Below are 26,421 nucleotides of genomic sequence, written 5' to 3'. Positions count from 1 at the left end.
TATCGTCACTCGACCCGCTGTCAGAATCACAATATTTCCCGGACAGTCGCCACTCACGTACCACCGGAACGGCGGCTCCGCAAGACGCTACCTTGATTTCCGGGCGTCTCGAACCGCCGCGTATGGTGACGGTATCGACGGCCGCGCGGCTCCACTTCGGGTTCCAGAACCTCGCGCTGGCACACGAGCGACTCTACGGCGGGGTCGGCCTGGCGCTCGCGGAGCCACGGCTCGTCCTCGAGGCCGAACGGGCCGACGGCGTGACGTGTGCCGACGAGGACGTGGCACCGTACGTCCGCCGGGCCGTCGCGGAACTCGGTGTCGAGGGGGCCGCGGTCACCGTCGACGAGCGCTACCCGCGCCACGTCGGCCTCGGGAGCGGGACCCAGCTCGCGCTGGCCGCCGTCGTCGCCGTCGGCCGGGCGTACGGCCGAGCGGTCGACGTCCGGCGCCTGGCGCCCGCGCTGGGCCGGGGCGGTCGCAGCGGCGTCGGCGTCGCCACGTTCGAACACGGCGGGTTCGTCGCCGACGGGGGCCACCCGACCGAGCGCTTCACCGCCGAACCGCCGGCCGAGGGCGACTGGGACGTGCCACCGGTGGTCGCTCACCACGACCTGCCGACCGACTGGCGGTTCGTCCTCGTCGTGCCCGACGTCGGTCCCGGGCAGAGCGGGGCCGAGGAAGACCGGAGCATGCGCCAGGCCGTCGAGCGGGCCGACCCCGGCATCGCCGACGAGATCGCGACCCTGCTGACCCGCCAGCTGCTCCCCGCCGTCGCGACGGGCGACCGTCGCGGGTTCGGCCAGGCGGCGGCCCGCCTCGGCCGACTCAACGGGGCCTGGTACGCCGACGAGCAGGGCGGCGTCTACCGGCCGCCAGCCGGCCAACTCGTCGAGCGACTCGGCGACGAACCCGCGATAACCGGCGCCGGACAGTCCTCGTGGGGGCCGGCGGTATGGGGACTGACGGCCGCCGAGCACGTCGACGCGGGCCGTGCGGCCGGGCAGGCGGCCCTCGAGTCGGCCGGCGTCGACGGGAGGGTACAGGTCGTCGCGCCGCGGAACGACGGTGCGCTCCTCCGCGAGTGACCGACTCTGAGTCCCCAGACCTGTCAGATTCGCGACGCGGTGGACTGACCGGGTCGGGGCCGTCGCTCTCGCCCGGGCGGTGGCGCCCCGCGACTCGGGAGGGCTCTGCCACGCGTGGTCGCGATTCCGCCCCGAGGTCGTGGTTCGAGCGCCGCCGGTCGCTGGGCGTCTGCTCACGGGTCGTTGGTCCGTTCGCAGGTACGAGGGACTCTGTGAGAGCCCACGCGCAACACGAACGACGCCTCGCGTCTTTCGAACAATCCCGTCTGCCCGGCGTCCGGCCAGGCTCTCTGCACCGACCGCTGCTACCGTAGCCACCACCCGCCCCGCAGGCCAAGCGTTTATGCACTCGTGTGGGCCAGTGGGTGTATGGACCGTCTCCCGTTCGGGGTCCGGCAGCTGGACTCGGTCATCAAGGGTGGTGCACCGGCAGGGAGCGTCGTCTTGCTCTCGGGCGAGGCCGGCGCCGGGTCCCGGGAGTTCATGCACACGAGCGCGGTGATGAACGCGCTGGGTCACGTCGACGAGGACCTGTTTGACCTGCACTACGGGTCGCTGGCGGCCGACGCCGTCCCGCCCGACGAGATCCACTACCTCTCTTTCACCGCGAGCGAGGCCCAGCTGGGCGCCGAGCTGCGCATGGAGATGGACGACGAGCTCGTCGCCGCCGGGATGGACGGGATCGAGTTCCACGAGCTGTCGGAGCGGTACTTCCACATGAGCCCGGTGCCCCGCCAGTGGTACGCCGACCAGACGCCCAACATCAAGGACCTGCGGGCGCGCCACGAGCGGACCGACCTGCTCGAGGCGTTCGGGATGACGCTCAGCGAGGTCGCCCCGGGCAACCTCGTCGTCATCGACTCGCTGTCGGACCTCGTCGGCACGCTGGGCGAGGACGTCGACTGGACCGACATCTCCTTTCTGGTCGCGGGCCTCCAGAAGGCGGCTTTCGACTGGGGCGGTCTCATCCTGTTGCACGTCAACCCCCAGACGCTCTCGAGCGTCAGACACGGGCAGCTCTCCGACGCCGCCCACGGGACCCTCGAGTTCGCGTGGGCCTCCGGCGGGTCCACCCGGGCGCGGACGCTCGTGGTCAAGCAGTTCCGGGGCGTCCTCTCACAGATCGAAGACGAGAACATCGTCCAGTTCGAGACGGAGCTGGGCGACGCTGGCTTCGACATCAGCGACGTCCGCAAGATACGGTAAGCACGCCGTACGAGCCGTCACGAGTCTCGTTCGTTGAAATCGGCGGACAACGCTTATCACTGTGCCTGAGGTAAATAACGCGTAATGGCGAGTGAGCCGACCGAGGAGGGGGTGGTCACCGTCGACCTGTCCGACGGACTCGACGAGTGGCTGGACGAACAGGCCGCCGAGCTCGGCGTCACCCGCGAGGTTCTCGTTACCCAGCTGCTGGCGTCGTACCGCGCCACCATCGAGCTCGAGGGGGACCGGCCGCTGTCCTCGCTCGTCGACGTCGACCTCGAGGCGGCCGTCGAGGAGTCCGTGGGGGACCGCATCGACGCGGCTGCCGCCGCGTCCGTCGACGACCGTCTCGACGCCGCGGTCGGCGACCGACTCCCGGATCTCGCCGACGCCGTCGAGAGTCGCCTCGACGGCCGCTTCGAGCGCGTCGAGAGCGACTTCCAGGAGAAGCTCGACGACGTCCGCGAGCGGGTCATCCAGCTGAAACGGGAACTGGACACGAAGGCGCCGGCGGACCACGACCACGAGGCCCTCGAGACGCTCCCGGAGCTGGAAGAGGAGATCTGGGACCTCTCGGCGGCGGTCCAGTCGCTCCGTGCGGACGTCGAGTCCCACCGCGAGGAGACCGAGGAGGGGCTCTCGGACCTGGAGGAACGGTTCGAGGAGACCGAGGACCGCCTCGAGCGGGTCGCGTGGGTCGTCAGCGACCTCCGGAGCGACGTGGGGGGGCGGGACGCCCATCAGCAGGCCGTCGAGCGCATCAAGCGGGCGGCGGCCCAGGAGGGCATCTCGACGGCGACCTGCGAGAACTGCTCGGAGCGCGTCGACGTCAGCCTGCTGACGGACCCGGAGTGTCCCCACTGCGGGTCGACCGTCTCGGACGTCCGCCCCGAAGGTGGCATCTTCCGCAAGAAAGCGCGGCTCGTGACCGCCGCACAGCTCGAGGCGGGCGATACCGATGAGTGACGACGACCCCTTCGAGGCGTTCGACCCGGTCGACGACCGGGAGGGCGACCCGTTCGAGGCCTTCGAGCGGCCCGACGACGACGCGGACGAAGACGGGGACGGCGAGGCCGACGCGACGGCGACCGGCGACCCGTTCGCCGACCTGGGTCCCGGAGACGACGCCTCGGTCGAGCAGACGGCCCCGGACGTCGACGACCCGTTCAGCGACATGGCGGGGCGGGAGGGCGACCCCTTCGGCGACGAGAGCGTCTTCGAGCGCGTGGACGTCGGCACCATCGACGCCGACAGCGTGTGGGCCCAGATAACCGGCGACGCCGACCTCTCGGACGCCGCCTCCGGGTCGCGCTACGCGGAGGTGTCGAAACACCGCTACTGCGAGCAGTGCGAACACTTCTCGGCGCCGCCGGACGTCCACTGCTCCAACGAGGGAACCGAGATTCTGGAGTTCACCGACATGGAACAGGTCCGGCTGCTGGACTGTCCGGTCGTCGCCGAACAGCGCGAACTCGCCGACCAGGAGTGAGTCCCGGCCGGCTGTCTCCGCCGCGGGTCGGCGCCGACGCGGGTCGTCCAGCCGCCGTCGACGGGCAGGGACGTCCCCGAAGATGTACCGCGCGTCGGGGCCCGCGCCGCCGAGCAGTAACGACTTTGCCGCCGGCACCCGCAACTCCGGCCATGCAGTTCTGTGACGACTGCGGGTCCATGATGCACGCCGACGGGGACGAGATGGTCTGTCAGTCCTGTGGCGCCCGCGTCGAGAAAGACACCGACCGCGCCGCCGCGTTCGTCACGACGGACGAACAGAGCGACGACGACGTCATCGAGACCGAGGAAGGCGCGAACTTCGAGGGCAAGCCGACCGCGAACGACGTGACCTGCGACGAGTGTGGCCACGGCAAGGCCTGGTACACGATCAAACAGACCGGGTCGGCCGACGAACCGCCGACGCGATTCTTCAAGTGCCAGGACTGTGGCCACCGCTGGAGAGAGTACAATTAACTCCCCGCGGGGCCGTTCTCCCCCATGACACTCGAAGCCCGGACCCGCGAGGCCGTCAGGGCCGAACTCGAACGCCTCGTCGACGTGTACGGCGACGTCCCCGTCGAACGCGAGACGGCCACCAACGAGCCCGACCTGTTTTCCGGCGGGCGCGAACTCGCCGAGGAGGGGTGGCTCGGCGAGGCCGGGGCGTGGGTCGAGAACGACGCCGGCGAGGTCCTGCTCATCCGGCACGAAGGCGCGCCGGACACCTGGGGGACGCCCGGCGGGGCCCACGACCCCGGCGAGAACCTCGGGGACACCGCCCGGCGCGCGGTCCGCGAGACGACGGGCGTCGAGTGCGACCTCACGAGCATCTACTTCGCCCGCTGGAAGACCGTGGTCGAGGCCGCCGACGACGCAGAGCGGTTGCACATGCTCACCGTCGAGTTCGAGGCCGCGGCGACGAGCGAGGACGTGACCGCCGGCGCCGACGGGGTGCTCGAGGCGCGCTGGTTCGGGACGCTCCCGGACCGCCTCCACGAGGTCCCCGCGCGGAAGGTGGCCGACGAGGGCGAGTGAGAGGTCACTCAAAACCCGCTTGAAGCGACCTGAACCCTCTTACACGGGCCGTGCCAAGGCGTGTGTATGAAGCGCCGCGCTCTCCTCGCGCTCTGTGGGTCCCTCTTTGCGACGCCCGGTTGTGTGTCGCTGACCGGCGGGTCGCTCGACGGGACCGACACCCTGACGCCCGCACCACCACCGGACATCGACACGGACGACGGGACGGGGACGCGTACGGACGTGGGGACCGTCACCGTCGAGTCGGCTGCCGTCCAGCAGGGGGTCGTCGGCCCCGACAGCCCCGACTCCATCGGGGTGTTCGACGACGCCGAGCGGTACCTCGTGGTGTCCGCCGGCGTCGACGGCCCGGCACCCGAGCGGGAGGCGTTCGCCCTCCGGGTCGGTGACGACGTCGTCCGGCCCGCGACGTTCACCAACGGGCTCTACCGCGACGGGAACTGGCGGGTCCGCTACGGGTCGGCGGGAGGCCCGCTCGTCTTCCCGCTCTCGGCGGTCGGTGCCGACGACGCCGTCGGTCTCGAGTGGCCCGGCGGGTCGTGGACGCCGCCGGACCGGGTCCGCGAGCGTCTGACGGCCCGCCTCCCCGGGTTCGCCGTCTCGCTGGACGGTCCGACGGAGGTCGGGCCCGACGACGACCCCGAGATAACGGTCTCGGTGACCAACGTCGGCGACGGCGGGGGCCGGTACGTCCTCGCGATGAATCGGTCGGGCCCTCGCGTCGCCTTCGCCCCCGTCCGGCGACTCGCCGGTGAACTGGGTCCTGGCGAGTCCGTGCGCCGGACCTTCGACGCGAAGAGCCCCTACGATGCCGACGCACCGACGGTGACGACCTACCTGCTCGACGCGCCGGGCGACCGGCAGGACGCGACACTGCGAATGGAGCCGGCCGGGGAACCGACCGGGACGGCGACCCGGCGGGACCGCGCTCACGTGACGCCCCCGTAGCGTCCCGCTGGCGCCGGTCCGAGGACCCGTGGTGGGCTGCCGGTCAAACGAGCGTCCAGGCGACGACGACGACCGCCGCGCCGACGACGGTGGACCCGACGGCGTGGGTCCGCAGCTCGTCCAGCAGGTCGTGGGAGTGTTCGTGCAGCGAGCAGGCCTCGTCGATCTCGCTGCCGGCCTCGCAGCTCGGCAGGAAGTCCATCGCGACGTGGAGGAAGATGCCGGCGGCGAAGCCGAACACGAGCGCGTTGACGACGGGCGCGTCGGGCACCGTCACCAGCGCCATGGGGATGGCGGTGAGGCCGACCCCGGCAGCGGGGAGCAACAGCCCGGTGACAGACTGGTCGTTGCGGGCCAGGCGCCGGGCGGCGGCGTAGCCGGCGGGCCCCTTGTGCGAGACGATGGCCAGGCCGAGCAAGAGCCCCAGCGACGGCATCGAGGCGTAGACCAGGCCGATGATGAGCCCCGCGGAGAGCGCGTGGGCGGCGATGGCGGCCGTCGTCGTGTCGATGCCCGCGTCGAGGTGGGTCAGGCGGTGACCGATGGTGTGGGTGGCGTAGCCGGCGACGACGCCCAGCGCGATACCGATGCCGCCGACGCGCGGGGTGCCAGCCGCCGACCCCAGCCCCATCGCCTGTGGCACGAGGAACATCGCGGCCGACGTTATCATCGCCCCGCTGGCGAGGCCGTAGCCCCAGACCAGCCGGTGTGGGTTCGTCCGGTCGGCGTTCGCGCCGAGCCACGCGCCCAGCGCCATCGCCGCGAAGGCCACCCAGGCGATGACAAGAACCTTCTGGGCCCCGCCGGCGACGGCCAGCGCTGTCAGCGCGACCAGCCCGACGACGCTGGCGACGCCGGCCACTGATATCTCCCGCGTGTTATTAAAAAATGTAACTCCATTATTAGCCATTGGTTCAGAGAAGTGGTGTTATTAGTAATAAATCCGTCGGTGCCCCTATCGCGTTGCGTCCCGGTAGTCGCGCCAGGTCAACACGTTCCCGTTCAGGTCCTCGCCGGGGCGGTCCTCCAGGGCCCATCGGACCATCCGGGCGACGGCCTCGGGGTCCCGGCCGCCGTCGCCGGACAACGCCGTCGAGACCTGTCCGGGGTCGACGGCGCCGACGGGCACGTCCAGGTCGACGGCGAACCCCCGGACGATGGCCTCCGCCGCGGCCTTCGAGACGGCGTATGACCCGTATCCGGGCATACCCTCGCGGGCGACGGCGCCCGTGGGGACGACGATGCGCGCGTCGTCGGCCAGGTGGGGCATCGCCTCGCGGACGGTGACGAACACGCCCCGCGCGTTCGTCCGCATGTGGTCGTCGAAGGCGGCGTAGGACTCCGCCGAGAGCGGCGTCTCGCCGGGGGACCCGTGGTAGACGCCGGCGTTGGGGACGAGGTACGATATCGGTCCGCCTGCCCTGGCCGCCCGTTCGACCAGGCGTTCGACGTCGAACTGGTCGCGCACGTCGGCCCGGAGCGCCGTCACTGCCCCGCCCGCGGACTCGATGTCGTCCGCGACGGCCTGTATCTCCTCGGCGTCCCGGGCACAGAGTATCACGTGTACCCCGGCCGCTGCCAGCGTCCGTGCTACCTGTTCGCCGATGCCCCGGCTCGCCCCCGTGACGACGGCGGTTCGGTCGGCCATACCGGTAGTGAGGACGGCTGTCATGTTCAGGGTTTTCCCGCCAGTACCTCTGGCGCTGTGGCCCCCCGCAGGGACGGGCGCGGCGCGTCGATTCGACCGTGGCCCGAACAGGTGCCCGATGCCGGTCGCGTGTGCCTGTCGGTCTCACACCAACCCAGTATGGCGCGCCTTTATTGTCGGTCCAGTGCGGACATGTACGCAATGAGTCATCTGTCCGGGACGGAGGTGCTGGTCGTCGGTGGCGGGTTCGGCGGGCTCTCCGCCGCGTGCTACCTGGCCGACGCCGGTGCCGACGTCCACGTGCTCGAGAAAAACGAGCAGCTCGGGGGCCGTGCCTCCAGACTCGAAACAGACGGGTTCCGCTTCGACATGGGCCCCTCGTGGTACCTGATGCCCGACGTCTTCGAGCGCTTCTTCGCGTACTTCGGGCGCGAGCCCAGCGACTACTACGACCTGCAGCGACTGGACCCGCACTACCGCATCTTCTTCAAGGACGGCGACCGCCTCGACGTCAACGGCGACCACGCCGAGATGCGCGAGACGTTCGAGTCCTACGAACCGGGGGCCGGCGAGGCCTTCGACGAGTATCTCGCGACCAGCGAGCGCCACTACGAGACGGCGATGAACAAGTTCGTCTACCAGGACCGCTCCAGTCTGCGCGACTGGGTCGACTTGGACGTGATGACCGCCGCGCCCGTCGGCCTCCAGCTCATCGGGTCGATGCAGGGTCACGTCGAGGACTACTTCGAGCACCCCAAGCTCCAGCAGATAATGCAGTACACGCTCGTGTTCCTCGGCGGATCGCCGGAGAACACGCCCGCGCTCTATAACATGATGAGCCACGTCGACTTCAACCTCGGCGTCTACTACCCCGAGGGCGGCATCGGTGCCGTCGTCGACGCGCTGGTCGAACTGGGCGAGGAGATGGGCGTGACCTACCAGACCGACGCCGAGGTGACCGAGATCGACCGCCGGAAGGACGGCTTCCTCGTCGAGACGGTCGACGGCGAGCAGTTCCACCCCGACCGCGTCGTCGTCAACGCCGACTACGGCCACGCCGAGCGCGAACTGCTTCCCGAACACGAGCGCCAGTACGACGACGACTACTGGGAGTCACGGACCTACGCCCCGTCGGCGTTCCTCATGTACATGGGCGTCGAGGGCGACGTCGACCCGCTGGCTCACCACACGCTCGTCCTGCCGACCGACTGGGGCCCCCACTTCGAGACCATCTTCGACGACCCCGACTGGCCCGAGAACCCGGCCTACTACCTCTGTGTCCCCTCCAAGACCGACGAAACCGTCGCGCCCGACGGCCACTCGAACCTCTTCGTGCTGGTCCCCATCGCGCCGGGCCTGCACGACGGCGACGCGATTCGCGAGGAGTACCGCGAGAAGATTCTCGCGGACATCGCCGCCAACACGGGCGTCGATCTGCGCGACCGCATCGTCTTCGAAGAGCAGTTCGCCGTCTCCGAGTTCGGCGAGCGCTACAACGCCAGCGAGGGTACCGCCCTCGGCCTGGCCCACACGCTCCGGCAGACGGCCCTGCTCCGGCCGAACAACCGCTCGTCGGCCGTCGACGGCCTGTACTTCACCGGGTCGTTCACGACGCCGGGCATCGGGATGCCGATGTGTCTCATCAGCGGTGAGCACACGGCCGAGGCGCTCATCGAGGACTGCGAATAACGTATGGACACCGTCACGGACCGCCTCTCGGACGTCGTGCCCTCCGCCGAGTCGCGTGTGGGCTACCTGCTGCGGCTCTCGCGACCCCGCTTCTGGCTCTACTTAGGCGGCCCGGTCATCGTCGCCGTTGCCTACGCCGCCGACGGGCCCGCCGACCTGTTCTCGCCGCTCGCCGTGGCGCTGTTCCTCTATTTCACGCTCCCGGCGAACGTCTTCCTCTATGGCGTCAACGACGTCTTCGACGCCGACGTCGACGAACACAACCCGAAGAAAGACGAGGGCCGGGAGGTCAGCTACCAGGGCGACCGGGTGGCGCTGGCCCTTATCGTCCTCTCGGGGGTGCTCGCGCTTGCCTTCCTCCCGTGGCTCCCGCCGCTGGGCGTCCTCGCACTGCTCGCGTGGGCGGCCCTCTCTGTGGAGTACTCGGCCCCACCCTTCCGGTTCAAGACGACGCCGTTCCTCGACTCCATCTCGAACGGCCTGTACATCCTCCCCGGCGTCGTCGCCTTCGCCGCCATCGAGGGGGTCGCACCGCCCGCCACCGCCGTCGCCGGCGCGTGGCTCTGGACGATGGGGATGCACACCTTCTCGGCCATCCCCGACATCGAACCCGACCGCGAGGCGGGCATCCGGACGACGGCGACGTTCCTCGGCGAGTCCAACACGTACTACTACTGCGTGATGACGTGGCTGCTGGCCGCGTTCGTGTTCACCTACACGCACTGGGCGTTCGGTCTCGTCCTGTTGCTGTACCCGGGACTCGTCTTCGGCATCCTCGCCATCGGCGTCGACATCGACGAGGCCTACTGGTGGTACCCGGCCATCAACACGCTCGTGGGCATGGTCTTCACGCTGGGCGGTCTGTGGGTGATGCTCTATGGCTGACCTGGACTGGTCGCCGCCCCGGACGCGGGCCGAGGCCACCGCCCGGCTGGACGCGCTGGTCCGCGAGCACCGCTTCACCATCGCGGTCGTCTTCCCGCTGGTGGGCGCGGTGACGCTGCTGGGAAGCGCCGAGGGTCTGCTGCCGCCGCCGCTCGCCTTCAACCCCTTTTTCGTCCTCTTCGGGACGCTCGTGATGCGCCTGCCGCTCGTCGCCGGCGTCTTCCCGCTCGTCACCCGCCGGGCCGGCCTCGCCTTGCTGGCGCTGACGGCCTACGCCTACGGCATCGAACTGGTCGGCGTCCGGACCGGGTGGCCCTACGGCGATTTCGCCTACGGTGTGGACCTCGGTCCGATGCTGCTGGGCGAGGTGCCGCTGGGTCTCCCTGTATTCTTCTTCCCGCTGGTGCTGAACAGCTACCTCCTGGTCATCCTCCTGCTGGGCCGGCGCGCGGCGTCGACCCCGATTCGCCTGCTCGCGACGCTGTCGACGGTGCTGCTGGTCGACCTGGTGTTGGACCCCGGCGCCGTCGGCCTCGGCTTCTGGACCTACGAGGTCGGGCAGTTCTACGGCGTCCCGTGGTCGAACTACCAGGGATGGCTCCTCTCGGGGACCGTCGCCGTCGTCCTCTTCGACGTCGGTTTCGAGCGGGCGGGCCTCCGGCGGCGCCTCGACGAGTGCGAGTTCATGCTCGACGACCTGGTGAGCTTCGTCGTCCTGTGGGGGGCCATCAACCTCTACTACGCCAACTGGATCCCGGTCGCGCTGGCGGCGCTGCTGGGCGCGGGCCTGCTGGTGACCGACCGCTTCGACTTCGACCTCTCGGAGTCGCGACTGGGCCGGAGCGTCCTGCGGTAGCCGGACGACGGGGTTTTGAGCCCACCCTCCCAAGCGGTGGCGATGAGCGAACTCTTCACCCCGCTGGAGCTGCGCGGGACGACGGTTCCCAACCGCGTGATGGTCTCGCCGATGTGCCAGTACTCTTGCGAGGATCGCGACGGCATCGCGACCGACTGGCACCGCGTCCACCTCGGCTCGCGCGCCGTCGGCCGGGCCGGCCTGGTGATGACCGAAGCGACGGCCGTCGAGCCCCGCGGGCGCATCTCGCCCGAGGACCTCGGGCTCTGGAGCGACGATCACGCGGCGGCGCTGGCCCCCATCGTCGACTTCGCCCACTCGCAGGGGAGCACGATCGGCGTCCAGCTGGCCCACGCCGGCCGGAAGGCCTCGACCCGGCGGCCCTGGGAGGGGCACGCCCCGCTCGGCCCCGAGGCGGGCGGCTGGTCCGTCGTCGGCCCGACCGACGAGCCATGGCCGTACGAGGACGAGGCGCCCCCGGCGACCGAACGGGTAGACCAGACGGGCATCGAGGGCGTCGTCGACGCCTTCCGGACGGCCGCCGAGCGGGCCCGCGACGTCGGCGTCGACGTCGCCGAGGTCCACGCCGCCCACGGCTACCTCCTCCACGAGTTCCTGTCGCCGGTCACCAACCGCCGCGAGGACGACTACGGCGGCGACTTCGCGGGCCGGACCCGCCTCGTCCGCGAGGTGACCGCGGCGGTCCGCGAGGTGTGGCCCGACGACCGACCCGTCTTCGTCCGCATCTCCGCGACCGACTGGCTCCCCGAGCGCGAGTCCTGGACCGTCGAGGACTCGGTCCGACTGTCGGACCGTCTGGCCGAGGTGGGCGCCGACCTCGTCGACGTCAGCGGCGGCGGCATCCTGCCCGACTCCCGGCCCGACTACGCGGGGCCGAACTACCAGGTCGAGTACGCCGAACGAATCCGCGCGGAGACCGAGGCCGATATCGCGGTGGGTGCCGTCGGCGGTATCACTACGCCAGAACAGGCCGAGGCCGTCGTCGCCAACGGGCGGGCCGACCTCGCCATCGTCGGCCGCGAGCACCTCCGTGACCCCTACTTTACGGTTCGCGCGGCCGAGGCGCTCGACGCCACCGACGAACTCCAGGGGCCGCCACAGTACCGCCGTGCCATCGGGTTCTGAGCGAGTCGCCGACTGCTCACACCGAGTCGAGGTCCAGATCGACGGCATACCACTCGAGGGCCAGCAGGACGAGGGCGCCGACCACGCCAGCCCCGGCGAACGCCAGGAGGACGTCCTGGGAGAAGCCGGGGTCCTCGGCCACGCGCTGGACCGGCGCGCGGAGCGCCCCCACGACCAGGCCGACCAGGAACGCCAGCGTCGCCCGCCGGTTCCGGTCGAGCGCGCGTCTCACGACGCGTGAGATGGTGAACAGGCCGACCAGGCCCCCGAGGACGAAGGTCACGACGACGGTGCCCGACTCGACGACCCGGGTGACGGTGCCGCCGGTCACGAGCGCGGCCAGCGAGTCGACGAACTCGCTGAGCGTCGTCGACATCCGGGTGTACTGGCCGAGGACGACCAGCAGGAGCGATCCGGAGATGCCCGGGAGGATCATCGCGCTGACGCCGACGGCGCCGGCCACGAATACGACCAGCAGGCCGCCGCCGTCGAGGAAGGACACGGGTCCGGACAGCAGGAACGCGACGACGACGCCAACGACGCCCGCGACGACCTGCAGGCCGTTCTCGACGTCGAGCGCGCGAAGCAGGATGACCGCCGAGGCGGCGATGAGGCCGAAGAAGAAGCCAAACAACAGCGCCGGCGTCTCCTGGTTGGCGACGTGGATGATGCGGGTGACGGCGACGACGGCCGTGACGATACCGGCAAGCAGGGCGAGGAGGAACCAGACGTCGAACTCCTCTAAGACGGCCAGCGCCCGCCGTCCTGAGACGCCACCGTCGACCGGCGTCAGCGCCCGGAGCAGGGCGACGGCTCGTTCGGGAGTCACCGCGGTGACCGCGGCGATGAGACGCTCGTAGATGCCGGCGATGAGTGCGATGGTCCCGCCCGAGACGCCGGGGACGCCGTCGGCGGCACCCATACAGAGTCCGATGAGGAAGGTCTTCGCCCATTCGCGAACCGGGGGTATCGACCCGCGGAGCGTCGGCAGCGACTCCGTCGCTCCGTCAGGCGCGGTGGTCATTAGGAGTGGGTTGTGCCATCGGCCCAATAGCCCTTGTGGACCGCGGCCTGCCCCCGCTCAGTCCTCGCCCGGGCCCAGATAGCCCCACGCCTGCAGACGGTCGCCGTCGCCCGCGGTCCAGCGCTCGCCGATGTCGTCCCGGTAGTACATGTTCGGTATCACGATGTCGTCGATGCGGTCGTAGGCCTGTCTGCGGGCGGCCTGCATCGTCTCGCCCTTGCCGGTCACGACGATGGGCATCCCGTTTTCGCCCGCGACGCGCCACTGGCCGTCGACCGTCTTGGCGTCTTCGAGATGAATCCCGTCTCGACTCTCGGTCTGGAAGACGACGGCTGCATTCCGGGAGTTCTCGTCGTAGGTCTTGCCGTCTTCGAACGGGAACGGCGGCAGGACGACCCGGACGCCAACCTGGTAGCCGTGGTGGACCTCCAGCTCGGGGTCGTTCCCGTGTGCGAGGTCGTAGAAGAACTCGCCCGTCGACGACTCGATGGACTCTTCCTGTAGCGCAATCGTCGGGTATCCGAACCGCGGTGTGAACTCCAGTGGGTAGATTCCGTTCTCGTTGACGATGCAGTTGATGTCGATACTTCCCACGTACCCCTCATCAGCCAGCCAGCCCTCGAGCTTGCCGAAGGTCTCCTGGAACAATTTGTTCTGGGCCGCCCAGAACATCGAGGTCCCCATTTCACCGGTAGACGGACCGATGTTCCCCGGGAACAATCTCTTGTGCTCGAAATTAAAATTGACCTGGTCAATGAACTCGTTGCCGTTGAAGAACCCGCAGATGGCGATCTCGACCCCCTCGACTTTTCGCTGCAGCTGAAAACCCTTCATCCGGTGCCCCCACGCCTTCTTGTAGGCTTTCAGCACCTCAACGACGTCACTACCGTCGTCCTCGTTCCCGACGTAGAGGAGCCGTTTGACGTTCTGGACCTCACCGAGCGGCTTGATCACGTACGGAGCCGGGTTCGCCTGGACGTGCTGAATACCGGCGTCGAAGTCGTCGAAGATGTGGTGGTCGACGGTATTCACGCCGTGGTCTTCGAGGACCTCCATCGCGTAGCCACGGTCTTCCTCGAGATGGTCGGTGTTGGGCGTCCCGCCGACGACCGCCGTCCCTCGCTCACGGAGCTCGTTCGCAAGCTGCCCCGTCCCGATATCCGTTCCGACCCAGATGTCGTCGAAGACGACGACGTCGGCCCACGCGACGTCGGCACGCCAGTCGTCGGACTTGGGCACGAACCCGTCGCCGATCTCCCTGTCGCGCTCCGCCTCGATGTAGTACTTCACGTCGTGGCCCTCGCGGTGGACCTGCCAGGCGAGGTCGGTGATCAGTGCGGCGTCCGCGGAGACAAACAGGAAGTGCTTGGGTTCCATCGGTCTGAGTTAGACGGCGGTCGATATGGGCCGGGCGGCGCCCCGGCCGCCGAGGGTTTGCCGCTTCCCCGTTCGGGACCCGTCCGGGTGGTCGCGGGAACGAGACCGTCGCATACCGGCCGTGGGACCGGACGACCCCTAAAGATGTGGGCTCGGTCGGGCGTCTGGGATATCTGCAGGATTGCCCACCAGCCGAACCGTTTTATCCCTCATCGCAGAACCACCATGTATGACACGTGAGGAACTCGCGACAGCGAGCGACCTGCTCGAATCGGCAGCCCAGGACACCGCAAGCGAGGACGCCCGCGAGCGCCTGTCGAACCTGGCCGACCAGCTCGACCGCCTGTCGACGGGCGACCGGGGGCCCGACCACGGCCGTCTCGCGCGCATCCAGTCGGCGCTGGCGGACCTCGAAGACGGCGACGGCGCCGACGTCGCGGCGACGCTCGAGGACGCCGACGACCAGCTCAACGCCTACCGGTCCGACCTCGAGGGCGTCTGAGCGACACCCCCTCGGCCTGGGTGGGAAACTGCCGATATGACGCGGTTACCCACCGATGGTGCCGCGTCCGTACGGCAGTCGTGCGCGGCCGGCGCCCCCGCCCGTCCCCGACCGTACCGGACCCAGGTCCCTGCTCACTACGACCCACCGACGGCTCTCTTTGGTGGGTCCCACCATGGCACACCAATACTGCGAGTTCCAGGTTCGGTCCGAAGACCAGGACGAAGTCATCGAACTGGTGCGAACACACGCCCAGGACATGCACGACGAGTCGTCCAGCGCCGACCAGGTCCGCGACGGCATCCAGTCGGTCTGACGCGGGACTCGGCGGTCACCGGCGGCCACAGCGTCTCGAACCAGGTCGTTGACCGACAGTAACTTACCCCGGTCACGACTTCCCACAGGCATGGACGCAGGGCTGATTGTTCTCGACGGCTGGGGGCTGAACCCCGAGACGGACGTCCGTGACGCGGTCGCGGCGGCCGAGACACCGAACTTCGACCGCTACTGGGCCGACGGGGCCCACTCGACGCTCGAGACCCACGGGCGACGCGTCGGTCTCCCGGAGGGACAGATGGGCAACTCCGAGGTCGGCCACCTCAACATCGGCGCGGGCCGCGTCGTCAAGCAGGACTCGGCGCGCGTCTCCGACAGCATCGCCCGCTCACGGGGCGAGTCGCCGCCGGACGACGCCGCCGAGGACCCGCCCTTCTTCGAGAACGAGGAGATCCTCTCTGCGTTCGAGTACGCCGAGGACCACGACGGCCGGGTCCACTTCATGGGCCTGGTCTCGGACGGCGGCGTCCACTCCTACCAGGACCACCTCCACGCACTCGTCGAGCTCGCCGGCGAGCGCGGCACCGACGCCGTCTCCCACGCCTTCACCGACGGTCGCGACACCTCGCCGACGGGCGGGGAGCGCTACCTCGCCGAACTCGAAGCTCACGCCGAGGACCACGGGACCGGCCACGTCGCCACCGTCGTCGGCCGCTACTACGCGATGGACCGCGACCAGAACTGGGAGCGCACGCGGCGGGCCTACGACGCCCTGGTCCACCGGGAGGCCGACCACCACGCTGCCGACCCCGTCACGGCGGTCACCGAGTCCTACGAGCGCGACGTCACCGACGAGTTCGTCGAACCCACGACCGTCGGCGACCACGCCGGCATCGAGGACGGCGACGCCGTCGTCTTCTTCAACTTCCGATCGGACCGCGCCCGCCAGCTCACCCGCATGCTAGCGGACATCCGGCCCGAGGACTGGGGCGACGACACCCACCCGCCGGACGTCCGCATGGTGACGATGACCCAGTACGACGAGACGTTCGACGTTCCGGTGGCTTTCGCGCCCAACCAGCCCGAGAACGTGCTGGGCGAGGTGCTGGCCGGCGCCGGGAAGACCCAGTTGCGCCTCGCGGAGTCCGAGAAGTACCCACACGTCACCTACTTCCTCAACGGCGGCCGCGAGGTGGCGTTCGACGGCGAACTGCGCGAGATAATCGAGAGCCCCGACGTCCCCACCTACGACCTCCAGCCCGAGATGAGCGCGCCGGCGGTCACCGACACCGCTATCTCGGTCATCGAGGCCGAGGACCCCGACACCCTGGTGCTCAACTACGCGAACCCGGACATGGTGGGTCACACCGGCGACTTCGAGGCCGCGGTCGCGGCCGTCGAGGCCGTCGACGAGCAACTCGGTCGCCTGGTCGAGGCCATCACCGCGGCCGGGGGACACGTCCTCGTCTGTGCGGACCACGGCAACGCCGACGACATGGGCACCGAAGACGACCCGCACACCGCCCACACGACCAACCCCGTCCCGTTCATCTACCTCGGTCCCGACCAGACCGCTGGCGGGTACACGGCCCGTGACGGCGGGACGCTGGCCGACCTCGCGCCGACGATGCTCGCGCTCGTGGGGATCGACCAGCCCGCGGCGATGACCGGCGAGTCGCTGGTGGAGTGAAGAGGGGCCCCGAACCGTTCTCCCGCCGGCAGTGTCCTCTGTGCGTGCGACCACCGGGAGCCGCCCATTTCTCACGCAGAAATCATAATCCTTATTAATTAATAAAACTGAGCACCGCCCAGATGGAGTACTCCGATACCATGCAGCTGTTCGAACAGACGTTCGAATTTCCGGCCGACCGGACGACGGTCGTCGGGCAGTTGGGCGAGGTGGAGCTGGTGACGCCGGCCGGCGAGTCGACCACGGTCTCCGACGTGTTGCACCGGACCGACGAGTCCTCGTACGTGTCGCCGAACGACCTCTACGCGTCGCTGATGGGGAACCTGGAAGACGGGTTCGTCGGCCGGAAGTACTACGACGACCGGGCCGGCGTCGAGGTCGGCGTCGACGACGTCCGCGGCGAGGACGTCTCCCTCTAGTCGACCCGGGAAAGGTACCGCGGCGGGACGCGGTCGGTCGTGTACGTCGCGTCGCCCCGCCTGCTGACCGCGTGCCCGTCGGCCCACATGGCCGCGGCGTCGACCGCGAGCACCACCGGGTCCGCGGCGTGGCGTGCGCCCACCTCTCGCGCGTCGGCAACCGTCCCCGAGAGGTGGACCTGCTGGCGTCCCATGGGCTTCAGTCCCGTCTCGAAGATAGCCTCCAGGTTCCGCGGTGCGGTCCCGTGATACAGCTCGTCGGGAACCGGGCCGTCGCTCACTTCGAGATCGACGTCGACGGAGTGGCCGTACGCGGCACGCACCCGCCGGGCCGGAGCCTCGCCGGCCACCTCGAACCGCCCCTTCGGGTCGGTCGTGACGACGCCCTCGACGTGGGCACGGGTCGCCCAGCCGTACTTCTCCCTGACCGCCGCGACGAGCGCGTCGAACGGCGTCCAGCCCGCCGCGTCGAGCTCGATACCGGCGTCGTCGGGGAAGTGTCTGAGCGCGCCGCTGGTGAACTTCGAGAGGCGCCGGCGGCGCGCCCCGTCCAGCACGTGCTCGCTCTCGGCCCCGCAGTCCGGGCAGGTCGTCCTCTCGTGGTAGCCGTGTGTGGGACAGCGCGCGATAGCGTCGGGCATCGCCTCGTCGTCGGTGACGGTGGCGTTTCAGTTCGTCGCCCGCGCCCGTCCGGGGAGGGGCGTCTCGTCGCTCCCCTCGAAGGTCCGGGAGAGCGCCAGCGCCACGCCGTTGGTCCAGCCGAACCCGACCTGGACGTCGTACTCCCCGACGTCGGCGGCCGCGCGGCCGGCGACGACGTCGTACTTCTCGAGCATCGCGCCGCTCTCCCAGTACACCCGGCGGTTCAGGTCCAGCCACCGGTCGGCTATCTCGCGGGCCAGGTCGTCGTAGCCGTACTGGCACAGGCCGACGACGGCCATGTACTGCAGCGGGGCCCAGCCCTGTGGCCAGTCCCACTGCTGGTGCGTCTCCGTGAGCGTGGTCACCAGACCCCCGGACTGGAGGAACTCCTCGCGGAGCGTCGCGGCGACGGCGGCGGCCTGCTCGTCGGTGGCGACCTCGACGAACAGCGGGACGACGGCGGCCAGCGTCCGGCGGTCCGTGCGCTCGCCAGCGGCGAAGTCGTAGTCGAGGAAAAAGCCCGCCGTCTCGTCCCAGCAGTACTCTGCGAGGACGTGGTGCCGGCGCCCGGCGAGGCACTCGTATCGGTCCGCGGCGGCCACATCCCCGGTCCGGCGACACCAGTCGGCAAGCGTCGCCTCCAGGTCGTACAGCAGTGCGTTGAGGTCCACCGGTACGAGGTCGGTGGTCCGCAGGCTGGTCATCTCGCCAGGGTCGGCCTGCCAGCGCGAGGAGAAGTCCCACCCCGACTCGGCGGCCGCGCGGACGTCGCGGGAGAGCGACTCGCGCCGGTCGGGCGCGACCCGTTCGGCGAGTTCGACGTCCTCGCGATATGACTCCGGGCGCGGGCCAGCGTGGTCGTCCCAGTAGCGGTTGGCGACGACGCCGTCGTCGAGACGGACGACGCGACGGTGGGCCGGCGTCTCCGGGCCGAGGGCGTCGGTGCCCGACAGCCAGTACTCGTGCTCGCGGCGCAACTGCGGCAGGTACTCGAGGCCGGCGTCCGTCCCCTCGGCTTCGACCAGCAGTTTGACGTACTGGCAGAAGACGGGCGGCTGGGAGCGCCCGAGGTAGTAGCACCGGTTGCCGTTCGGGACGAACCCGTAGCGGTCGACCAGCGCGGCGAAGTTGTCGGCCATGTCCCGTACCCGCTGTGTCTGCCCGTCCGCGGCCAGACCGACGGCCGTGAAGTAGGTGTCCCAGTAGTATATCTCGCGGAACCGGTTGCCCGGCCGGACGTACGGGCGCGGGAGCGGCAGGAGCGTCGAGTGCGCCCGGCCGTCGTCGGCCGGACTGTCCAGGAACGACCAGAGGTCGTCGATGTGTGCCAGCATCGACGTGTCCGTCGGCGTCTCCAGCGTGGGCGGGTCGCGGTCCGGGATGTCGAAGTGCTCGGCGACGAACGGCCCGAGGTCGAGGTCCTCGGCCGCCGCGAACCGCTCGCGGATGGTCTCGGGGGCCGTCGTCGGCACACTGTCGACGAACGTCTTCGAGTCCGCGAAGGTACTCGACCGCTGGACGGCCTCGAAGAGGGGACCGGAGAGCTGGGGATACGCCGACCCGTCGGTGTGAGTACCTGGGCGTGTCATCGACTAGGCGACTCCCAAGCGTTTACTTAGGGGTTCGGATTCGTGCACGGAACTATCACGAACGACGGTTCGAGACCCGCCCGGTGCCGTACGGAGTCGCGACGGGCGGAGCGCCGAGAGTGGTCGCGTTCCCGCCTCGCGTAGCGTACTCCCCGGTTCGCTACGACTCGGATTACAATCTGGCCGCGACGCCCGTCGCGGGTATGCCTGACGACCCAGCCCTCGATGCGGGCCGCCGGCGGGTCCTGGCGGCGACGGGAGCGACGACCAGCCGGCGACGGTCTTCCCCCAGGGCGTCGCCAGCGGGGACCCGACGGAACGCGGCGTCGTGCTCCGGACGCGTCGCGCCCGACGGCGTCGACGTCCTGAACGACGACGCCGGGACGCGTTCCCCGGGGAGCGCAGGCGGATCCTCGAGAGCGCCGAGGCGGGCGACGCCGCCTCCGTCGCGCCCACCGGCGACATGCACAGCACGCTCACTGGCCACGTCGAGCACGACGGGGAACGCACAGGCGTGGAGTTCATGACGCCGGCGGTGACGAGTCAGAACCGCAGGGACCGCCTCTCGCTGCCGAACGACCGCGAGACCCGGCGACTCATCGCCGACTACGTGACCGACGAGAATTCCCCACGTCGAGTTCTTCGACAGTCACCGCTGGGGGTGCGCGGTTGTCGAGTTCACGCCCGAAGCGTGTACGTTCTCGGCGTACGCCGTCGACCGTGCGACCGACTCGACGGACGCCAGCCGGCGGCTCCTGACCCGGTACCGCTGTCCGGTCGACAGCCACGAGCTCGATCTGAGTCGGCCACGGCCCACCGCCGCTGCTGGAATCGGAGACGGTATATAAATGTACTGCCGTCGGGTCTGTGGTTTGCATTAGTAACTTAGTTATACGTAGTAACCTTTCGTCTCTCGAGGTGTAATGGCGACCGAAACCCCACAGACGATGCAGACGTACAGTCCCGAGACCATCCTCTCGGCGATGAGCTCCATCAAGAAGATGCTCGTGGTCGGGGCCGCCTTCGCGGCGGTCGGCTACCTGCTGGTCGGGATGGCGCTCGTCCTCGAGTTCACCCAGTTCCACCCGCTGCTCGAACAGTTCTTCACCACGCAGACGGCCCACAGCGTGGCCGGTGGCGGCCCCGACCGCGCCGGAGCGGCCGCGCTGAACGCCCAGCTTGCGACCATCCACCAGTTCCCCTCGCTGTTGCTCTGGCTGAAACTCGGCGGCATCGCACACATCCTGGTCGGCATCTTCGTCGCGCTGGCGGCCATCGTCCGCACGCTGAGCCTGGTCCCCCATCGGCTCTCGTATGCGATGCCCGACGATCAGTAAGCGCCCCCTCCCCCGCTCGCGGTTCGGCCCGTCTCCGGACGACCTGACAGCCCGACAGTATTTGTTCCCGCTCGTCCAACGCTGTAGTATGGTGACGGAACTCGCGGACGGCGTGTGGTGGTACGACCTGGGCGGGGTCAACGCCTACCTCGTCGACGACGGCGGCACGCTGACGCTTGTCGACGCGGGGATGCCCTGGCACGGGAACGCGCTCGTCGCCGGTATCAACCGGGCGGGCTACGAGCTCACCGACCTGGACCGCATCCTGCTGACACACTACGACTTCGACCACGTGGGTGGGCTCCCGTCGTTCGACGGCGTCGACCTGACCATCTACACCGGCGTGGCCGACGCCCCGATGGTGACCGGCGAACGGACGCCCCCGCTGAGCACGCTGAAGGGCGCGGTCCAGCGGATGGCCTCGGTCACCATCGACGCACCGTCGAATCCCGTCGAGACCGTCGCCGACGGGCACACCCTCGGCAGTTTCACCGCCTACCACACCCCGGGCCACACCAGGGGGCACGTCGCCTACGTCAGCGAGGACCTCGGGGTGGCGTTCCTCGGCGATTGCGTGCGCGAGTCCGGCGGCGATTTCGCTCCGTCGCCCTGGTATCTCAGCGACAACACGCGCGAGGTCCCGGTGAGCATCCGGCGCCTGTCCCACCGGACCGGGGCGTTCGACGTGGCCGGCCCGGGCCACGGCGTCCCCTTCCGGGTGCGGGGGAGCGAGCGGCTCGCGGCGCTGGCCGAGACGCTGTAGACGGGCTACAGCTCCTCGGCGACGGCTTCGGGACTCAGCAGGTTCGGGTCGACGACGAGGTCGGTCTGCCGGCTCGCGAAGTCCGGCAGCGACCCCTCTGCGTAGACGACCACCCGGAGGTCCGGGTTGAGGTCCTTGGCGACGACGATGGAGGTGGCCTGTTCCATCTCGGTCAGCAGGTACACCTCGGCGTCGTGGACGCCCGCCTCCTCCAGCCCGGGGCGGTTGCCGACGTCCGCGACGGTGACCGCGTGGCCCTGGGCTGTCAGTGCATCTGCCATCCGCTCGGGATCGGTTCCGACCAGCGTGACGTTCATTCGTACTCGATGGTCGCGGGCGGTTTGTGGGTCACGTCGTAGACGACGCGAGCGACGTTCTCGTGGGCGCCGGTGATGCGACTCTGCATGCGCTGGAGCGTCTCCCAGTCTATCTCCTGGGCGCGGGCGGTCATCCCGTCGCGTGACTCCACGGACCGCACGGCGACGACCCAGCCGTGGACGCGGTTGTCGCCCTTGACGCCCGTCGCCTTGCCGATGACGGCGGCCAGGGCCTGCCACGGGTCGTACTCCTCGAGTTCCTCCTCGACGACGTGGTTGGCCTCGCGGGCCACCTCGAGTTTCTCCTCGGTGACCTCGCCGATGATACGGACGGCCAGGCCCGGACCGGGGAACGGCATCCGCTCGGAGATGATCTCCTCCAGGTCGAGCGCGCGGGCGACCTCGCGGACCTCGTCCTTGTAGAGGTCCCGCATCGGTTCGACGATGCCCTCGAAGTCGATGCGCTCGGGGAGGCCGCCGACGTTGTGGTGCGACTTGATGGTCCCCTCGCTCTCGATGCGGTCGGGGTAGATGGTCCCCTGGACGAGGTAGTCCGCGTCCACTTCACGGGCGACGGTCTCGAACTCCCGGATGAACTGTTCGCCGATGATGTGGCGCTTCGCCTCGGGGTCGGTCTCGGCCTCGAGTGCCTCGAGGAACCGGTCCTGGGCCTCGACGATGCGCAGCGAGTCCATGTAGTCGAACGTCTCGCGGATCTCGTCGGTCTCGCCTTTCCGCATCAGACCGGTGTCGACGTACACCGCCGTGAGCTGGTCGCCGATGGCCTCGTAGGCCAGGGCGGCCGCGGTAGAGGAGTCGACGCCGCCCGAGAGGCCGATGACGGCGTGCTTGTCGCCGATCTCCTCGGCGATCTCGGCCTTGGCCTCCTCGATGAAGGGTTCGACGTCGACCATCAGTGGCTCACCTCCTGCTCGGCGTCGACCGCGCGTGGATCCTCGCCCAGCACTGCCTCCAGCAAGCCGACGAAGGGTGGACTCGCCCGCGTCGGTCGGGAACGGAACTCGGGGTGGAACTGCGTCCCGATGAAGTACGGATGGTCGTCGTGGTCGAGTTCCAGGATCTCCATGCGGTTGTTGTCCCGGCCGGAGAACCGCAGGCCGCCGTCCTCCAGGTCGTCGATGTACTCGGGGTTGACCTCGTAGCGATGGCGGTGGCGCTCGGTACAGGAGCCACCGCCGTACAGCGCGGCGGCGAGCGTCCCGGGTTCGATGTCGGTCTCCTGGGCGCCCAGGCGCATCGTCCCGCCCATGTCCTCGACCTCGTACTGCTCGGGCAGGATGTCGATGACAGGATGGGGCGTGTCCTCGTCGAGCTCCGTCGAGTGGGCGCCCTCGAGGTCGAGGACGTTCCGGGCGTACTCGATGACGGCAAGCTGGAAGCCCAGACAGAGCCCGAGGTACGGCACGTCGTTCTCGCGGGCGTAGCGGATGGCCTCGACCTTCCCGTCGGTCCCGCGCGAACCGAAGCCGCCGGGGACGACGATGGCGTCGGCCTCCTCCATCCGCGTGGTGTGGCGGTCGTTCATCTTCTCGGAGTCGACCCAGGTGACGTTGACGTCGACGTTCTTCTCCAGGCCGGCGTGTTTCAGCGCCTCGTGGACCGACATGTAGGCGTCCTCGAGGTCGTACTTGCCCACGAGGGCGACGTCGACTTCACCCTCGGTGTTCTGGGTGACCAGTTCCCGCCAGCGGTTCTCGCGCTCGCCCTCTGGCAGGGCCTCGTCGACGATGTCGAGGCGCTCCATCACGTACTCGTCGAGCCCCTCTTCTTCGACCATCAGGGGGACGTGGTAGATGTCGTCGACGTCCGGGTTCGAGAAGACGGCCTCGGTGGGGACGTCACAGAACAGCGCGATCTTCTCTTTCGTGTCGATGTCGAGCTTGTCAGAACACCGGCCCACCAGGATGTCCGGCTGGAGGCCGATGCTCCGGAGTTCCTTCACGGAGTGCTGGGTTGGCTTGGTCTTTTGCTCGCCGTTCTTCGAGTAGGGGACGAGCGTGACGTGGGTGAAAAGGATGTCTTCCTCGTCTTCCTCGTGGGCGAACTGGCGAAGCGCTTCGAGGTAGGGCATCCCCTCGATGTCGCCGACGGTGCCGCCGACCTCGATGATACAGACGTCGTTGCCCTCGGCGGCCTCGCGGATGCGCCGCTTGATGTCGTCGGTGATGTGGGGGATGATCTGGACCGTGCGACCGAGGTAGTCGCCGGCGCGCTCCTTCTCGATGACGTGCTGGTAGGTCTTGCCCGTCGTGACGTTGTGGTCGAACGTCATGTCGATGTCGAGGAACCGCTCGTAGTTCCCCAGGTCGAGGTCGACCTCGCCGCCGTCTTTCAGCACGTACACCTCGCCGTGCTGGAACGGGTTCATGGTCCCGGCGTCGACGTTGAGATAGGGGTCAATCTTGACCGCTGTCACGTCGAACCCCGCGTTCTTGAGAAGACGGCCCGTGCTGGCGGCGGTGATGCCCTTGCCCAGGCCCGACATCACGCCACCGGTGACGAAGATGAACTTCCGACCCAGCTCCGGGTCGTAGTCCGTTTCGGGTTCGGTCGGCATACTGACGGTGAATCCCGTGTCGTCAAAACGGTTTCGGAGCGCGCCATCTTCGCCACCGCGTCGCACTGTCAGCGGCCAGATAGCTGTGGCGTGACGCCGTGTGACCCCGGCACGTCGCCCGGGGCCTGGTCCCCGCCCGACGCTCGCTCACCCGGGCAAGGCCCGACTCACGGTGACCAGGGTCGCGGCCGCGACGGCGGAGAACAGGGCGTCCCCGGGCGTGGCCCCGACGGCCATGAACAACCCGAACCCGGTGAGGAACCCGGCCAGGAACGAGACGGTCCCGTGACGGGTCTCCCGGGCGACACGTCTCCGGTCGACGAACGACATATGATATTATTTATTATTATGGATATTAAGGCTACTGCTCACGGTCACGCACCCGCGCTCCAGACAGCCGGCTGCCGCTCAACGGTTCGTGCGGAAGAACGCGGCGACGACGTCGCCCACCGTCGCGGCCCGGCCGACGAAGTGGTGGTCGGCCCGGAACGACTCGACCGCGTGGCCCAGGTCCCGTGCTCGCTCGACGACCGGCCGCCAGTCGACGGTGTCGTCGCGCTCGCCGTAGACGACCTGGGTCGGACACCGGACACCCTCGAGCGCGTCGGCCACCGACTCGCCACCGCTCTCGGCGGGCGGGGCGAGCGTCGCGAGGGCGTTCGGCGCGGCGGTTTCGGTTCTCCCGCCCGGCTCGGCGGCCGCCCGAATCGCGACGCCCGCGCCGAAACTGTACCCGAACAGCCCCACCGAGGCGTATCGCTCGGCGGCCCACGCGACGGCCCGTTCGGCGTCGGTGCGCTCGCCCCGTCCCTCGTCCCACGGCCCGTAGTCGATGCGGAGGACGGCGACGTCGGGCGCGAGCGCGTCGCTCACGGCCCGGAGACGCTGGTCCGACCGGGACCCACCGTAGCGGGGGTGTGGCGGACAGGCGACGACCGCGCGGTCGGCGGCCGGCGAATCGAGCGTCCCCGCGACGTCGCGCCCGCCGGGGAGACGCACTGGCTCGCTCATCGTCTGTCACTCGTGCCCTGCGTGTAAGAAATTTAAGTCTACGGCCCCGAATCTGGTGGTATGGGAATCCTCTCGCGTGCGTCCTACGTCATCCGGTCGAAGCTCAACGCGGTCCTCAACCGTGCCGAGGACCCGACTGAGACGCTCGATTACTCCTACGAGCAGTTGCGCAACGAACTCCAGGACGTCAAACAGGGCATCGCGGACCTCACGACACAGAAAAAGCGCCTCGAGATTCAGAAGCGCCGCCTCGAGGAGAACGTCGAGAAGCACAACGACCAGGCCCGCCAGGCGGTCAAGCAGGACCGCGACGACCTCGCGCGCCAGGCCTTAGAGAAGAAGAAACAGAAGATGACCCAGATCGAGGAGCTGGACGGTCAGATCCAGGACCTCCAGTCCCAGCAAGATCGCCTGGTCGAGCAGAAAGACGAGCTACAGCGCCAGATCGAGCAGTTCAGGACGAAGAAAGAGACGATGAAGGCCCGCCACGAGGCGGCCCAGGCGTCCGCGCGCGTAAACGAGGCGATGACCGGCGCCGGCGAGGAGATGGCCGACGTCGGCCGTGCCATCGAACGCGCCGAGGAACAGACCGAGGACATGGAGGCCCGCGCCCAGGCGATGGACGAGCTCCGCGAGGACGGCGTCCTCGACGACCAGCTCTCCGATAAGGACCAGCTCGACCGCGAACTGGAGGAGCTCCAGCAGGACGGGGAGGTCGACGCCGAACTGGACACGCTGAAAGCCGAGATGGGGAAGGCAGACGAGGCATCGAAGTCAGCGGACGAGGAGGACCTGGAAGCAGAGCTGGATGAGAACGGCGAGGGCGCAGCCGAGACGTCCACCGTCGAGGACAGCGAGGTCGACGCCGAGCTCGAGGAACTGAAAGAGGACGAGCAGACCTGAG

29 protein-coding genes are annotated in these 26,421 nt (G+C 69.1%); 18 read left to right on the top strand and 11 right to left on the bottom strand.

All coding sequences use genetic code 11. From position 1 onward, the window contains the following. The first annotated feature begins 122 nt into the window (after nucleotides 1-122). From P1K88_RS16315 to P1K88_RS16285, 7 genes are all read left to right on the top strand, one after another. Nucleotides 123-1,088, top strand: a complete 966-nt coding sequence (locus P1K88_RS16315; protein ID WP_276411281.1) for a beta-ribofuranosylaminobenzene 5'-phosphate synthase family protein — start codon at nucleotides 123-125, stop codon at nucleotides 1,086-1,088. A 369-nt stretch (nucleotides 1,089-1,457) separates the two neighbouring features. Beyond that, on the top strand, nucleotides 1,458-2,294 hold the full coding sequence (locus P1K88_RS16310; RefSeq protein WP_276411280.1) for an RAD55 family ATPase: 837 nt from the start codon (nucleotides 1,458-1,460) through the stop codon (nucleotides 2,292-2,294). An 84-nt stretch (nucleotides 2,295-2,378) separates the two neighbouring features. Continuing rightward, nucleotides 2,379-3,260, top strand: a complete 882-nt coding sequence (locus tag P1K88_RS16305) for a hypothetical protein (protein WP_276411279.1) — start codon at nucleotides 2,379-2,381, stop codon at nucleotides 3,258-3,260. Then, on the top strand, nucleotides 3,253-3,783 hold the full coding sequence (locus tag P1K88_RS16300) for a DUF8135 domain-containing protein (RefSeq protein WP_276411278.1): 531 nt from the start codon (nucleotides 3,253-3,255) through the stop codon (nucleotides 3,781-3,783). The genes P1K88_RS16305 and P1K88_RS16300 overlap by 8 nt, the downstream gene beginning before the upstream one ends. A gap of 152 nt (nucleotides 3,784-3,935) precedes the next feature. Then, nucleotides 3,936-4,259: a transcription factor S gene (locus tag P1K88_RS16295; RefSeq protein WP_276411277.1), complete on the top strand. Its 324-nt coding sequence runs from the start codon at nucleotides 3,936-3,938 to the stop codon at nucleotides 4,257-4,259. A 24-nt stretch (nucleotides 4,260-4,283) separates the two neighbouring features. Beyond that, nucleotides 4,284-4,820: an NUDIX hydrolase gene (locus P1K88_RS16290; RefSeq protein WP_276411276.1), complete on the top strand. Its 537-nt coding sequence runs from the start codon at nucleotides 4,284-4,286 to the stop codon at nucleotides 4,818-4,820. A gap of 66 nt (nucleotides 4,821-4,886) precedes the next feature. Beyond that, a complete protein-coding gene (locus P1K88_RS16285) occupies nucleotides 4,887-5,768 on the top strand; it encodes a hypothetical protein (RefSeq protein ID WP_276411275.1) in 882 nt (293 codons plus the stop codon). Between the two features lie 43 nt (nucleotides 5,769-5,811). On the opposite strand, the gene P1K88_RS16280 is transcribed toward P1K88_RS16285, so the two are convergent. Continuing rightward, nucleotides 5,812-6,678: a ZIP family metal transporter gene (locus tag P1K88_RS16280; protein WP_276411274.1), complete on the bottom strand. Its 867-nt coding sequence runs from the start codon at nucleotides 6,676-6,678 to the stop codon at nucleotides 5,812-5,814. A gap of 45 nt (nucleotides 6,679-6,723) precedes the next feature. After that, entirely contained in the window at nucleotides 6,724-7,416 is a 693-nt protein-coding gene (locus P1K88_RS16275; protein WP_276411273.1) for an SDR family NAD(P)-dependent oxidoreductase, read from the bottom strand. A 201-nt stretch (nucleotides 7,417-7,617) separates the two neighbouring features. Here P1K88_RS16275 and crtD point away from each other — a divergent pair, with 201 nt between their 5' ends. From crtD to P1K88_RS16255, 4 genes are read left to right on the top strand one after another with little or no spacing between them, the layout of a single operon-like run. Continuing rightward, nucleotides 7,618-9,105 carry a carotenoid 3,4-desaturase gene (gene crtD / locus P1K88_RS16270; RefSeq protein ID WP_276411272.1) on the top strand — a complete coding sequence of 496 codons (1,488 nt, stop codon included), beginning with the start codon at nucleotides 7,618-7,620 and terminating at the stop codon, nucleotides 9,103-9,105. A 3-nt stretch (nucleotides 9,106-9,108) separates the two neighbouring features. Then, entirely contained in the window at nucleotides 9,109-9,990 is an 882-nt protein-coding gene (locus tag P1K88_RS16265) for a prenyltransferase (RefSeq protein ID WP_276411271.1), read from the top strand. Beyond that, nucleotides 9,983-10,846: a bisanhydrobacterioruberin hydratase gene (gene cruF / locus P1K88_RS16260; protein ID WP_276411270.1), complete on the top strand. Its 864-nt coding sequence runs from the start codon at nucleotides 9,983-9,985 to the stop codon at nucleotides 10,844-10,846. Before P1K88_RS16265 ends, cruF begins: the two co-directional genes overlap by 8 nt. A 42-nt stretch (nucleotides 10,847-10,888) precedes the next feature. Next, complete coding sequence (locus tag P1K88_RS16255; protein ID WP_276411269.1) at nucleotides 10,889-11,992, top strand: NADH:flavin oxidoreductase/NADH oxidase; 1,104 nt, start codon at nucleotides 10,889-10,891, stop codon at nucleotides 11,990-11,992. Nucleotides 11,993-12,008: 16 nt separating this feature from the next. On the opposite strand, the gene P1K88_RS16250 is transcribed toward P1K88_RS16255, so the two are convergent. Beyond that, entirely contained in the window at nucleotides 12,009-13,016 is a 1,008-nt protein-coding gene (locus P1K88_RS16250; protein WP_276411268.1) for a DUF368 domain-containing protein, read from the bottom strand. 57 nt (nucleotides 13,017-13,073) lie between these two features. After that, complete coding sequence (locus tag P1K88_RS16245) at nucleotides 13,074-14,393, bottom strand: phosphoribosylamine--glycine ligase (protein WP_276411267.1); 1,320 nt, start codon at nucleotides 14,391-14,393, stop codon at nucleotides 13,074-13,076. A 229-nt stretch (nucleotides 14,394-14,622) separates the two neighbouring features. Here P1K88_RS16245 and P1K88_RS16240 point away from each other — a divergent pair, with 229 nt between their 5' ends. From P1K88_RS16240 to P1K88_RS16225, 4 genes are all read left to right on the top strand, one after another. Continuing rightward, entirely contained in the window at nucleotides 14,623-14,895 is a 273-nt protein-coding gene (locus P1K88_RS16240; RefSeq protein WP_276411266.1) for a DUF7553 family protein, read from the top strand. A 175-nt stretch (nucleotides 14,896-15,070) separates the two neighbouring features. Then, nucleotides 15,071-15,211, top strand: a complete 141-nt coding sequence (locus tag P1K88_RS16235) for a DUF1059 domain-containing protein (protein WP_276411265.1) — start codon at nucleotides 15,071-15,073, stop codon at nucleotides 15,209-15,211. 90 nt (nucleotides 15,212-15,301) lie between these two features. Continuing rightward, entirely contained in the window at nucleotides 15,302-16,861 is a 1,560-nt protein-coding gene (gpmI, locus tag P1K88_RS16230; RefSeq protein WP_276411264.1) for a 2,3-bisphosphoglycerate-independent phosphoglycerate mutase, read from the top strand. Nucleotides 16,862-16,983: 122 nt separating this feature from the next. Next, complete coding sequence (locus tag P1K88_RS16225) at nucleotides 16,984-17,280, top strand: DUF5789 family protein (RefSeq protein WP_276411263.1); 297 nt, start codon at nucleotides 16,984-16,986, stop codon at nucleotides 17,278-17,280. Here the strand turns inward: P1K88_RS16225 and P1K88_RS16220 are convergent. Continuing rightward, on the bottom strand, nucleotides 17,277-17,921 hold the full coding sequence (locus P1K88_RS16220; protein WP_276411262.1) for an RNA 2'-phosphotransferase: 645 nt from the start codon (nucleotides 17,919-17,921) through the stop codon (nucleotides 17,277-17,279). The genes P1K88_RS16225 and P1K88_RS16220 overlap by 4 nt on opposite strands. 27 nt (nucleotides 17,922-17,948) lie before the next feature. Next, the gene (treF, locus tag P1K88_RS16215) at nucleotides 17,949-19,511 is read right to left on the bottom strand and encodes an alpha,alpha-trehalase TreF (RefSeq protein ID WP_276411261.1); all 1,563 of its coding nucleotides are present in this window, start codon (nucleotides 19,509-19,511) and stop codon (nucleotides 17,949-17,951) included. A 923-nt stretch (nucleotides 19,512-20,434) separates the two neighbouring features. On the opposite strand from treF, the gene P1K88_RS16210 reads away from it, so the two are divergent. Together P1K88_RS16210 and P1K88_RS16205 are read left to right on the top strand one after the other, a co-directional pair. Next, nucleotides 20,435-20,848 (top strand): hypothetical protein, encoded by a 414-nt coding sequence (locus tag P1K88_RS16210; protein ID WP_276411260.1) that lies wholly within the window; start codon nucleotides 20,435-20,437, stop codon nucleotides 20,846-20,848. 88 nt (nucleotides 20,849-20,936) lie between these two features. Continuing rightward, nucleotides 20,937-21,611 (top strand): MBL fold metallo-hydrolase, encoded by a 675-nt coding sequence (locus P1K88_RS16205; protein ID WP_276411259.1) that lies wholly within the window; start codon nucleotides 20,937-20,939, stop codon nucleotides 21,609-21,611. A gap of 5 nt (nucleotides 21,612-21,616) precedes the next feature. On the opposite strand, the gene P1K88_RS16200 is transcribed toward P1K88_RS16205, so the two are convergent. The 5 genes from P1K88_RS16200 to P1K88_RS16180 form a co-directional block, all read right to left on the bottom strand. Continuing rightward, nucleotides 21,617-21,928: a DUF7126 family protein gene (locus P1K88_RS16200; RefSeq protein WP_276411258.1), complete on the bottom strand. Its 312-nt coding sequence runs from the start codon at nucleotides 21,926-21,928 to the stop codon at nucleotides 21,617-21,619. Continuing rightward, the gene (guaA, locus tag P1K88_RS16195) at nucleotides 21,925-22,842 is read right to left on the bottom strand and encodes a glutamine-hydrolyzing GMP synthase (protein WP_276411257.1); all 918 of its coding nucleotides are present in this window, start codon (nucleotides 22,840-22,842) and stop codon (nucleotides 21,925-21,927) included. Before guaA ends, P1K88_RS16200 begins: the two co-directional genes overlap by 4 nt. Further along, nucleotides 22,842-24,506, bottom strand: a complete 1,665-nt coding sequence (gene pyrG, locus P1K88_RS16190) for a glutamine hydrolyzing CTP synthase (RefSeq protein WP_276411256.1) — start codon at nucleotides 24,504-24,506, stop codon at nucleotides 22,842-22,844. The genes guaA and pyrG overlap by 1 nt, the downstream gene beginning before the upstream one ends. A gap of 147 nt (nucleotides 24,507-24,653) precedes the next feature. Then, nucleotides 24,654-24,836, bottom strand: a complete 183-nt coding sequence (locus P1K88_RS16185) for a hypothetical protein (protein ID WP_276411255.1) — start codon at nucleotides 24,834-24,836, stop codon at nucleotides 24,654-24,656. A 78-nt stretch (nucleotides 24,837-24,914) separates the two neighbouring features. Continuing rightward, nucleotides 24,915-25,517: an alpha/beta hydrolase gene (locus P1K88_RS16180; RefSeq protein WP_276411254.1), complete on the bottom strand. Its 603-nt coding sequence runs from the start codon at nucleotides 25,515-25,517 to the stop codon at nucleotides 24,915-24,917. 60 nt (nucleotides 25,518-25,577) lie between these two features. Between P1K88_RS16180 and P1K88_RS16175 the strand changes: the two genes are divergently transcribed. Next, nucleotides 25,578-26,420 carry a PspA/IM30 family protein gene (locus P1K88_RS16175; RefSeq protein WP_276411253.1) on the top strand — a complete coding sequence of 281 codons (843 nt, stop codon included), beginning with the start codon at nucleotides 25,578-25,580 and terminating at the stop codon, nucleotides 26,418-26,420. The last annotated feature ends 1 nt before the right edge of the window (nucleotide 26,421 follow it).

The sequence above is a fragment of the Haloarcula halobia genome (assembly GCF_029338255.1).
Lineage (GTDB): Archaea > Halobacteriota > Halobacteria > Halobacteriales > Haloarculaceae > Haloarcula > Haloarcula halobia.
The sequence above is the reverse complement of the archived record's forward strand: the minus strand, read 5'-3'. Positions and strand labels throughout refer to the sequence as shown.

Excerpts from the sequence above, each read along its gene's own strand:
- P1K88_RS16315 (WP_276411281.1), top strand. The coding sequence starts at position 123 with ATGGTGACGGTATCGACGGCCGCGCGGCTCCACTTCGGGTTCCAGAAC.
- P1K88_RS16310 (WP_276411280.1), top strand. The coding sequence starts at position 1,458 with ATGGACCGTCTCCCGTTCGGGGTCCGGCAGCTGGACTCGGTCATCAAG.
- P1K88_RS16305 (WP_276411279.1), top strand. The coding sequence starts at position 2,379 with ATGGCGAGTGAGCCGACCGAGGAGGGGGTGGTCACCGTCGACCTGTCC.
- P1K88_RS16300 (WP_276411278.1), top strand. The coding sequence starts at position 3,253 with ATGAGTGACGACGACCCCTTCGAGGCGTTCGACCCGGTCGACGACCGG.
- P1K88_RS16295 (WP_276411277.1), top strand. The coding sequence starts at position 3,936 with ATGCAGTTCTGTGACGACTGCGGGTCCATGATGCACGCCGACGGGGAC.
- P1K88_RS16290 (WP_276411276.1), top strand. The coding sequence starts at position 4,284 with ATGACACTCGAAGCCCGGACCCGCGAGGCCGTCAGGGCCGAACTCGAA.
- P1K88_RS16285 (WP_276411275.1), top strand. The coding sequence starts at position 4,887 with ATGAAGCGCCGCGCTCTCCTCGCGCTCTGTGGGTCCCTCTTTGCGACG.
- P1K88_RS16280 (WP_276411274.1), bottom strand. The coding sequence starts at position 6,678 with ATGGCTAATAATGGAGTTACATTTTTTAATAACACGCGGGAGATATCA.
- P1K88_RS16275 (WP_276411273.1), bottom strand. The coding sequence starts at position 7,416 with ATGGCCGACCGAACCGCCGTCGTCACGGGGGCGAGCCGGGGCATCGGC.
- crtD (WP_276411272.1), top strand. The coding sequence starts at position 7,618 with ATGAGTCATCTGTCCGGGACGGAGGTGCTGGTCGTCGGTGGCGGGTTC.
- P1K88_RS16265 (WP_276411271.1), top strand. The coding sequence starts at position 9,109 with ATGGACACCGTCACGGACCGCCTCTCGGACGTCGTGCCCTCCGCCGAG.
- cruF (WP_276411270.1), top strand. The coding sequence starts at position 9,983 with ATGGCTGACCTGGACTGGTCGCCGCCCCGGACGCGGGCCGAGGCCACC.
- P1K88_RS16255 (WP_276411269.1), top strand. The coding sequence starts at position 10,889 with ATGAGCGAACTCTTCACCCCGCTGGAGCTGCGCGGGACGACGGTTCCC.
- P1K88_RS16250 (WP_276411268.1), bottom strand. The coding sequence starts at position 13,016 with ATGACCACCGCGCCTGACGGAGCGACGGAGTCGCTGCCGACGCTCCGC.
- P1K88_RS16245 (WP_276411267.1), bottom strand. The coding sequence starts at position 14,393 with ATGGAACCCAAGCACTTCCTGTTTGTCTCCGCGGACGCCGCACTGATC.
- P1K88_RS16240 (WP_276411266.1), top strand. The coding sequence starts at position 14,623 with ATGACACGTGAGGAACTCGCGACAGCGAGCGACCTGCTCGAATCGGCA.
- P1K88_RS16235 (WP_276411265.1), top strand. The coding sequence starts at position 15,071 with ATGGCACACCAATACTGCGAGTTCCAGGTTCGGTCCGAAGACCAGGAC.
- gpmI (WP_276411264.1), top strand. The coding sequence starts at position 15,302 with ATGGACGCAGGGCTGATTGTTCTCGACGGCTGGGGGCTGAACCCCGAG.
- P1K88_RS16225 (WP_276411263.1), top strand. The coding sequence starts at position 16,984 with ATGGAGTACTCCGATACCATGCAGCTGTTCGAACAGACGTTCGAATTT.
- P1K88_RS16220 (WP_276411262.1), bottom strand. The coding sequence starts at position 17,921 with ATGCCCGACGCTATCGCGCGCTGTCCCACACACGGCTACCACGAGAGG.
- treF (WP_276411261.1), bottom strand. The coding sequence starts at position 19,511 with ATGACACGCCCAGGTACTCACACCGACGGGTCGGCGTATCCCCAGCTC.
- P1K88_RS16210 (WP_276411260.1), top strand. The coding sequence starts at position 20,435 with ATGGCGACCGAAACCCCACAGACGATGCAGACGTACAGTCCCGAGACC.
- P1K88_RS16205 (WP_276411259.1), top strand. The coding sequence starts at position 20,937 with ATGGTGACGGAACTCGCGGACGGCGTGTGGTGGTACGACCTGGGCGGG.
- P1K88_RS16200 (WP_276411258.1), bottom strand. The coding sequence starts at position 21,928 with ATGAACGTCACGCTGGTCGGAACCGATCCCGAGCGGATGGCAGATGCA.
- guaA (WP_276411257.1), bottom strand. The coding sequence starts at position 22,842 with ATGGTCGACGTCGAACCCTTCATCGAGGAGGCCAAGGCCGAGATCGCC.
- pyrG (WP_276411256.1), bottom strand. The coding sequence starts at position 24,506 with ATGCCGACCGAACCCGAAACGGACTACGACCCGGAGCTGGGTCGGAAG.
- P1K88_RS16185 (WP_276411255.1), bottom strand. The coding sequence starts at position 24,836 with ATGTCGTTCGTCGACCGGAGACGTGTCGCCCGGGAGACCCGTCACGGG.
- P1K88_RS16180 (WP_276411254.1), bottom strand. The coding sequence starts at position 25,517 with ATGAGCGAGCCAGTGCGTCTCCCCGGCGGGCGCGACGTCGCGGGGACG.
- P1K88_RS16175 (WP_276411253.1), top strand. The coding sequence starts at position 25,578 with ATGGGAATCCTCTCGCGTGCGTCCTACGTCATCCGGTCGAAGCTCAAC.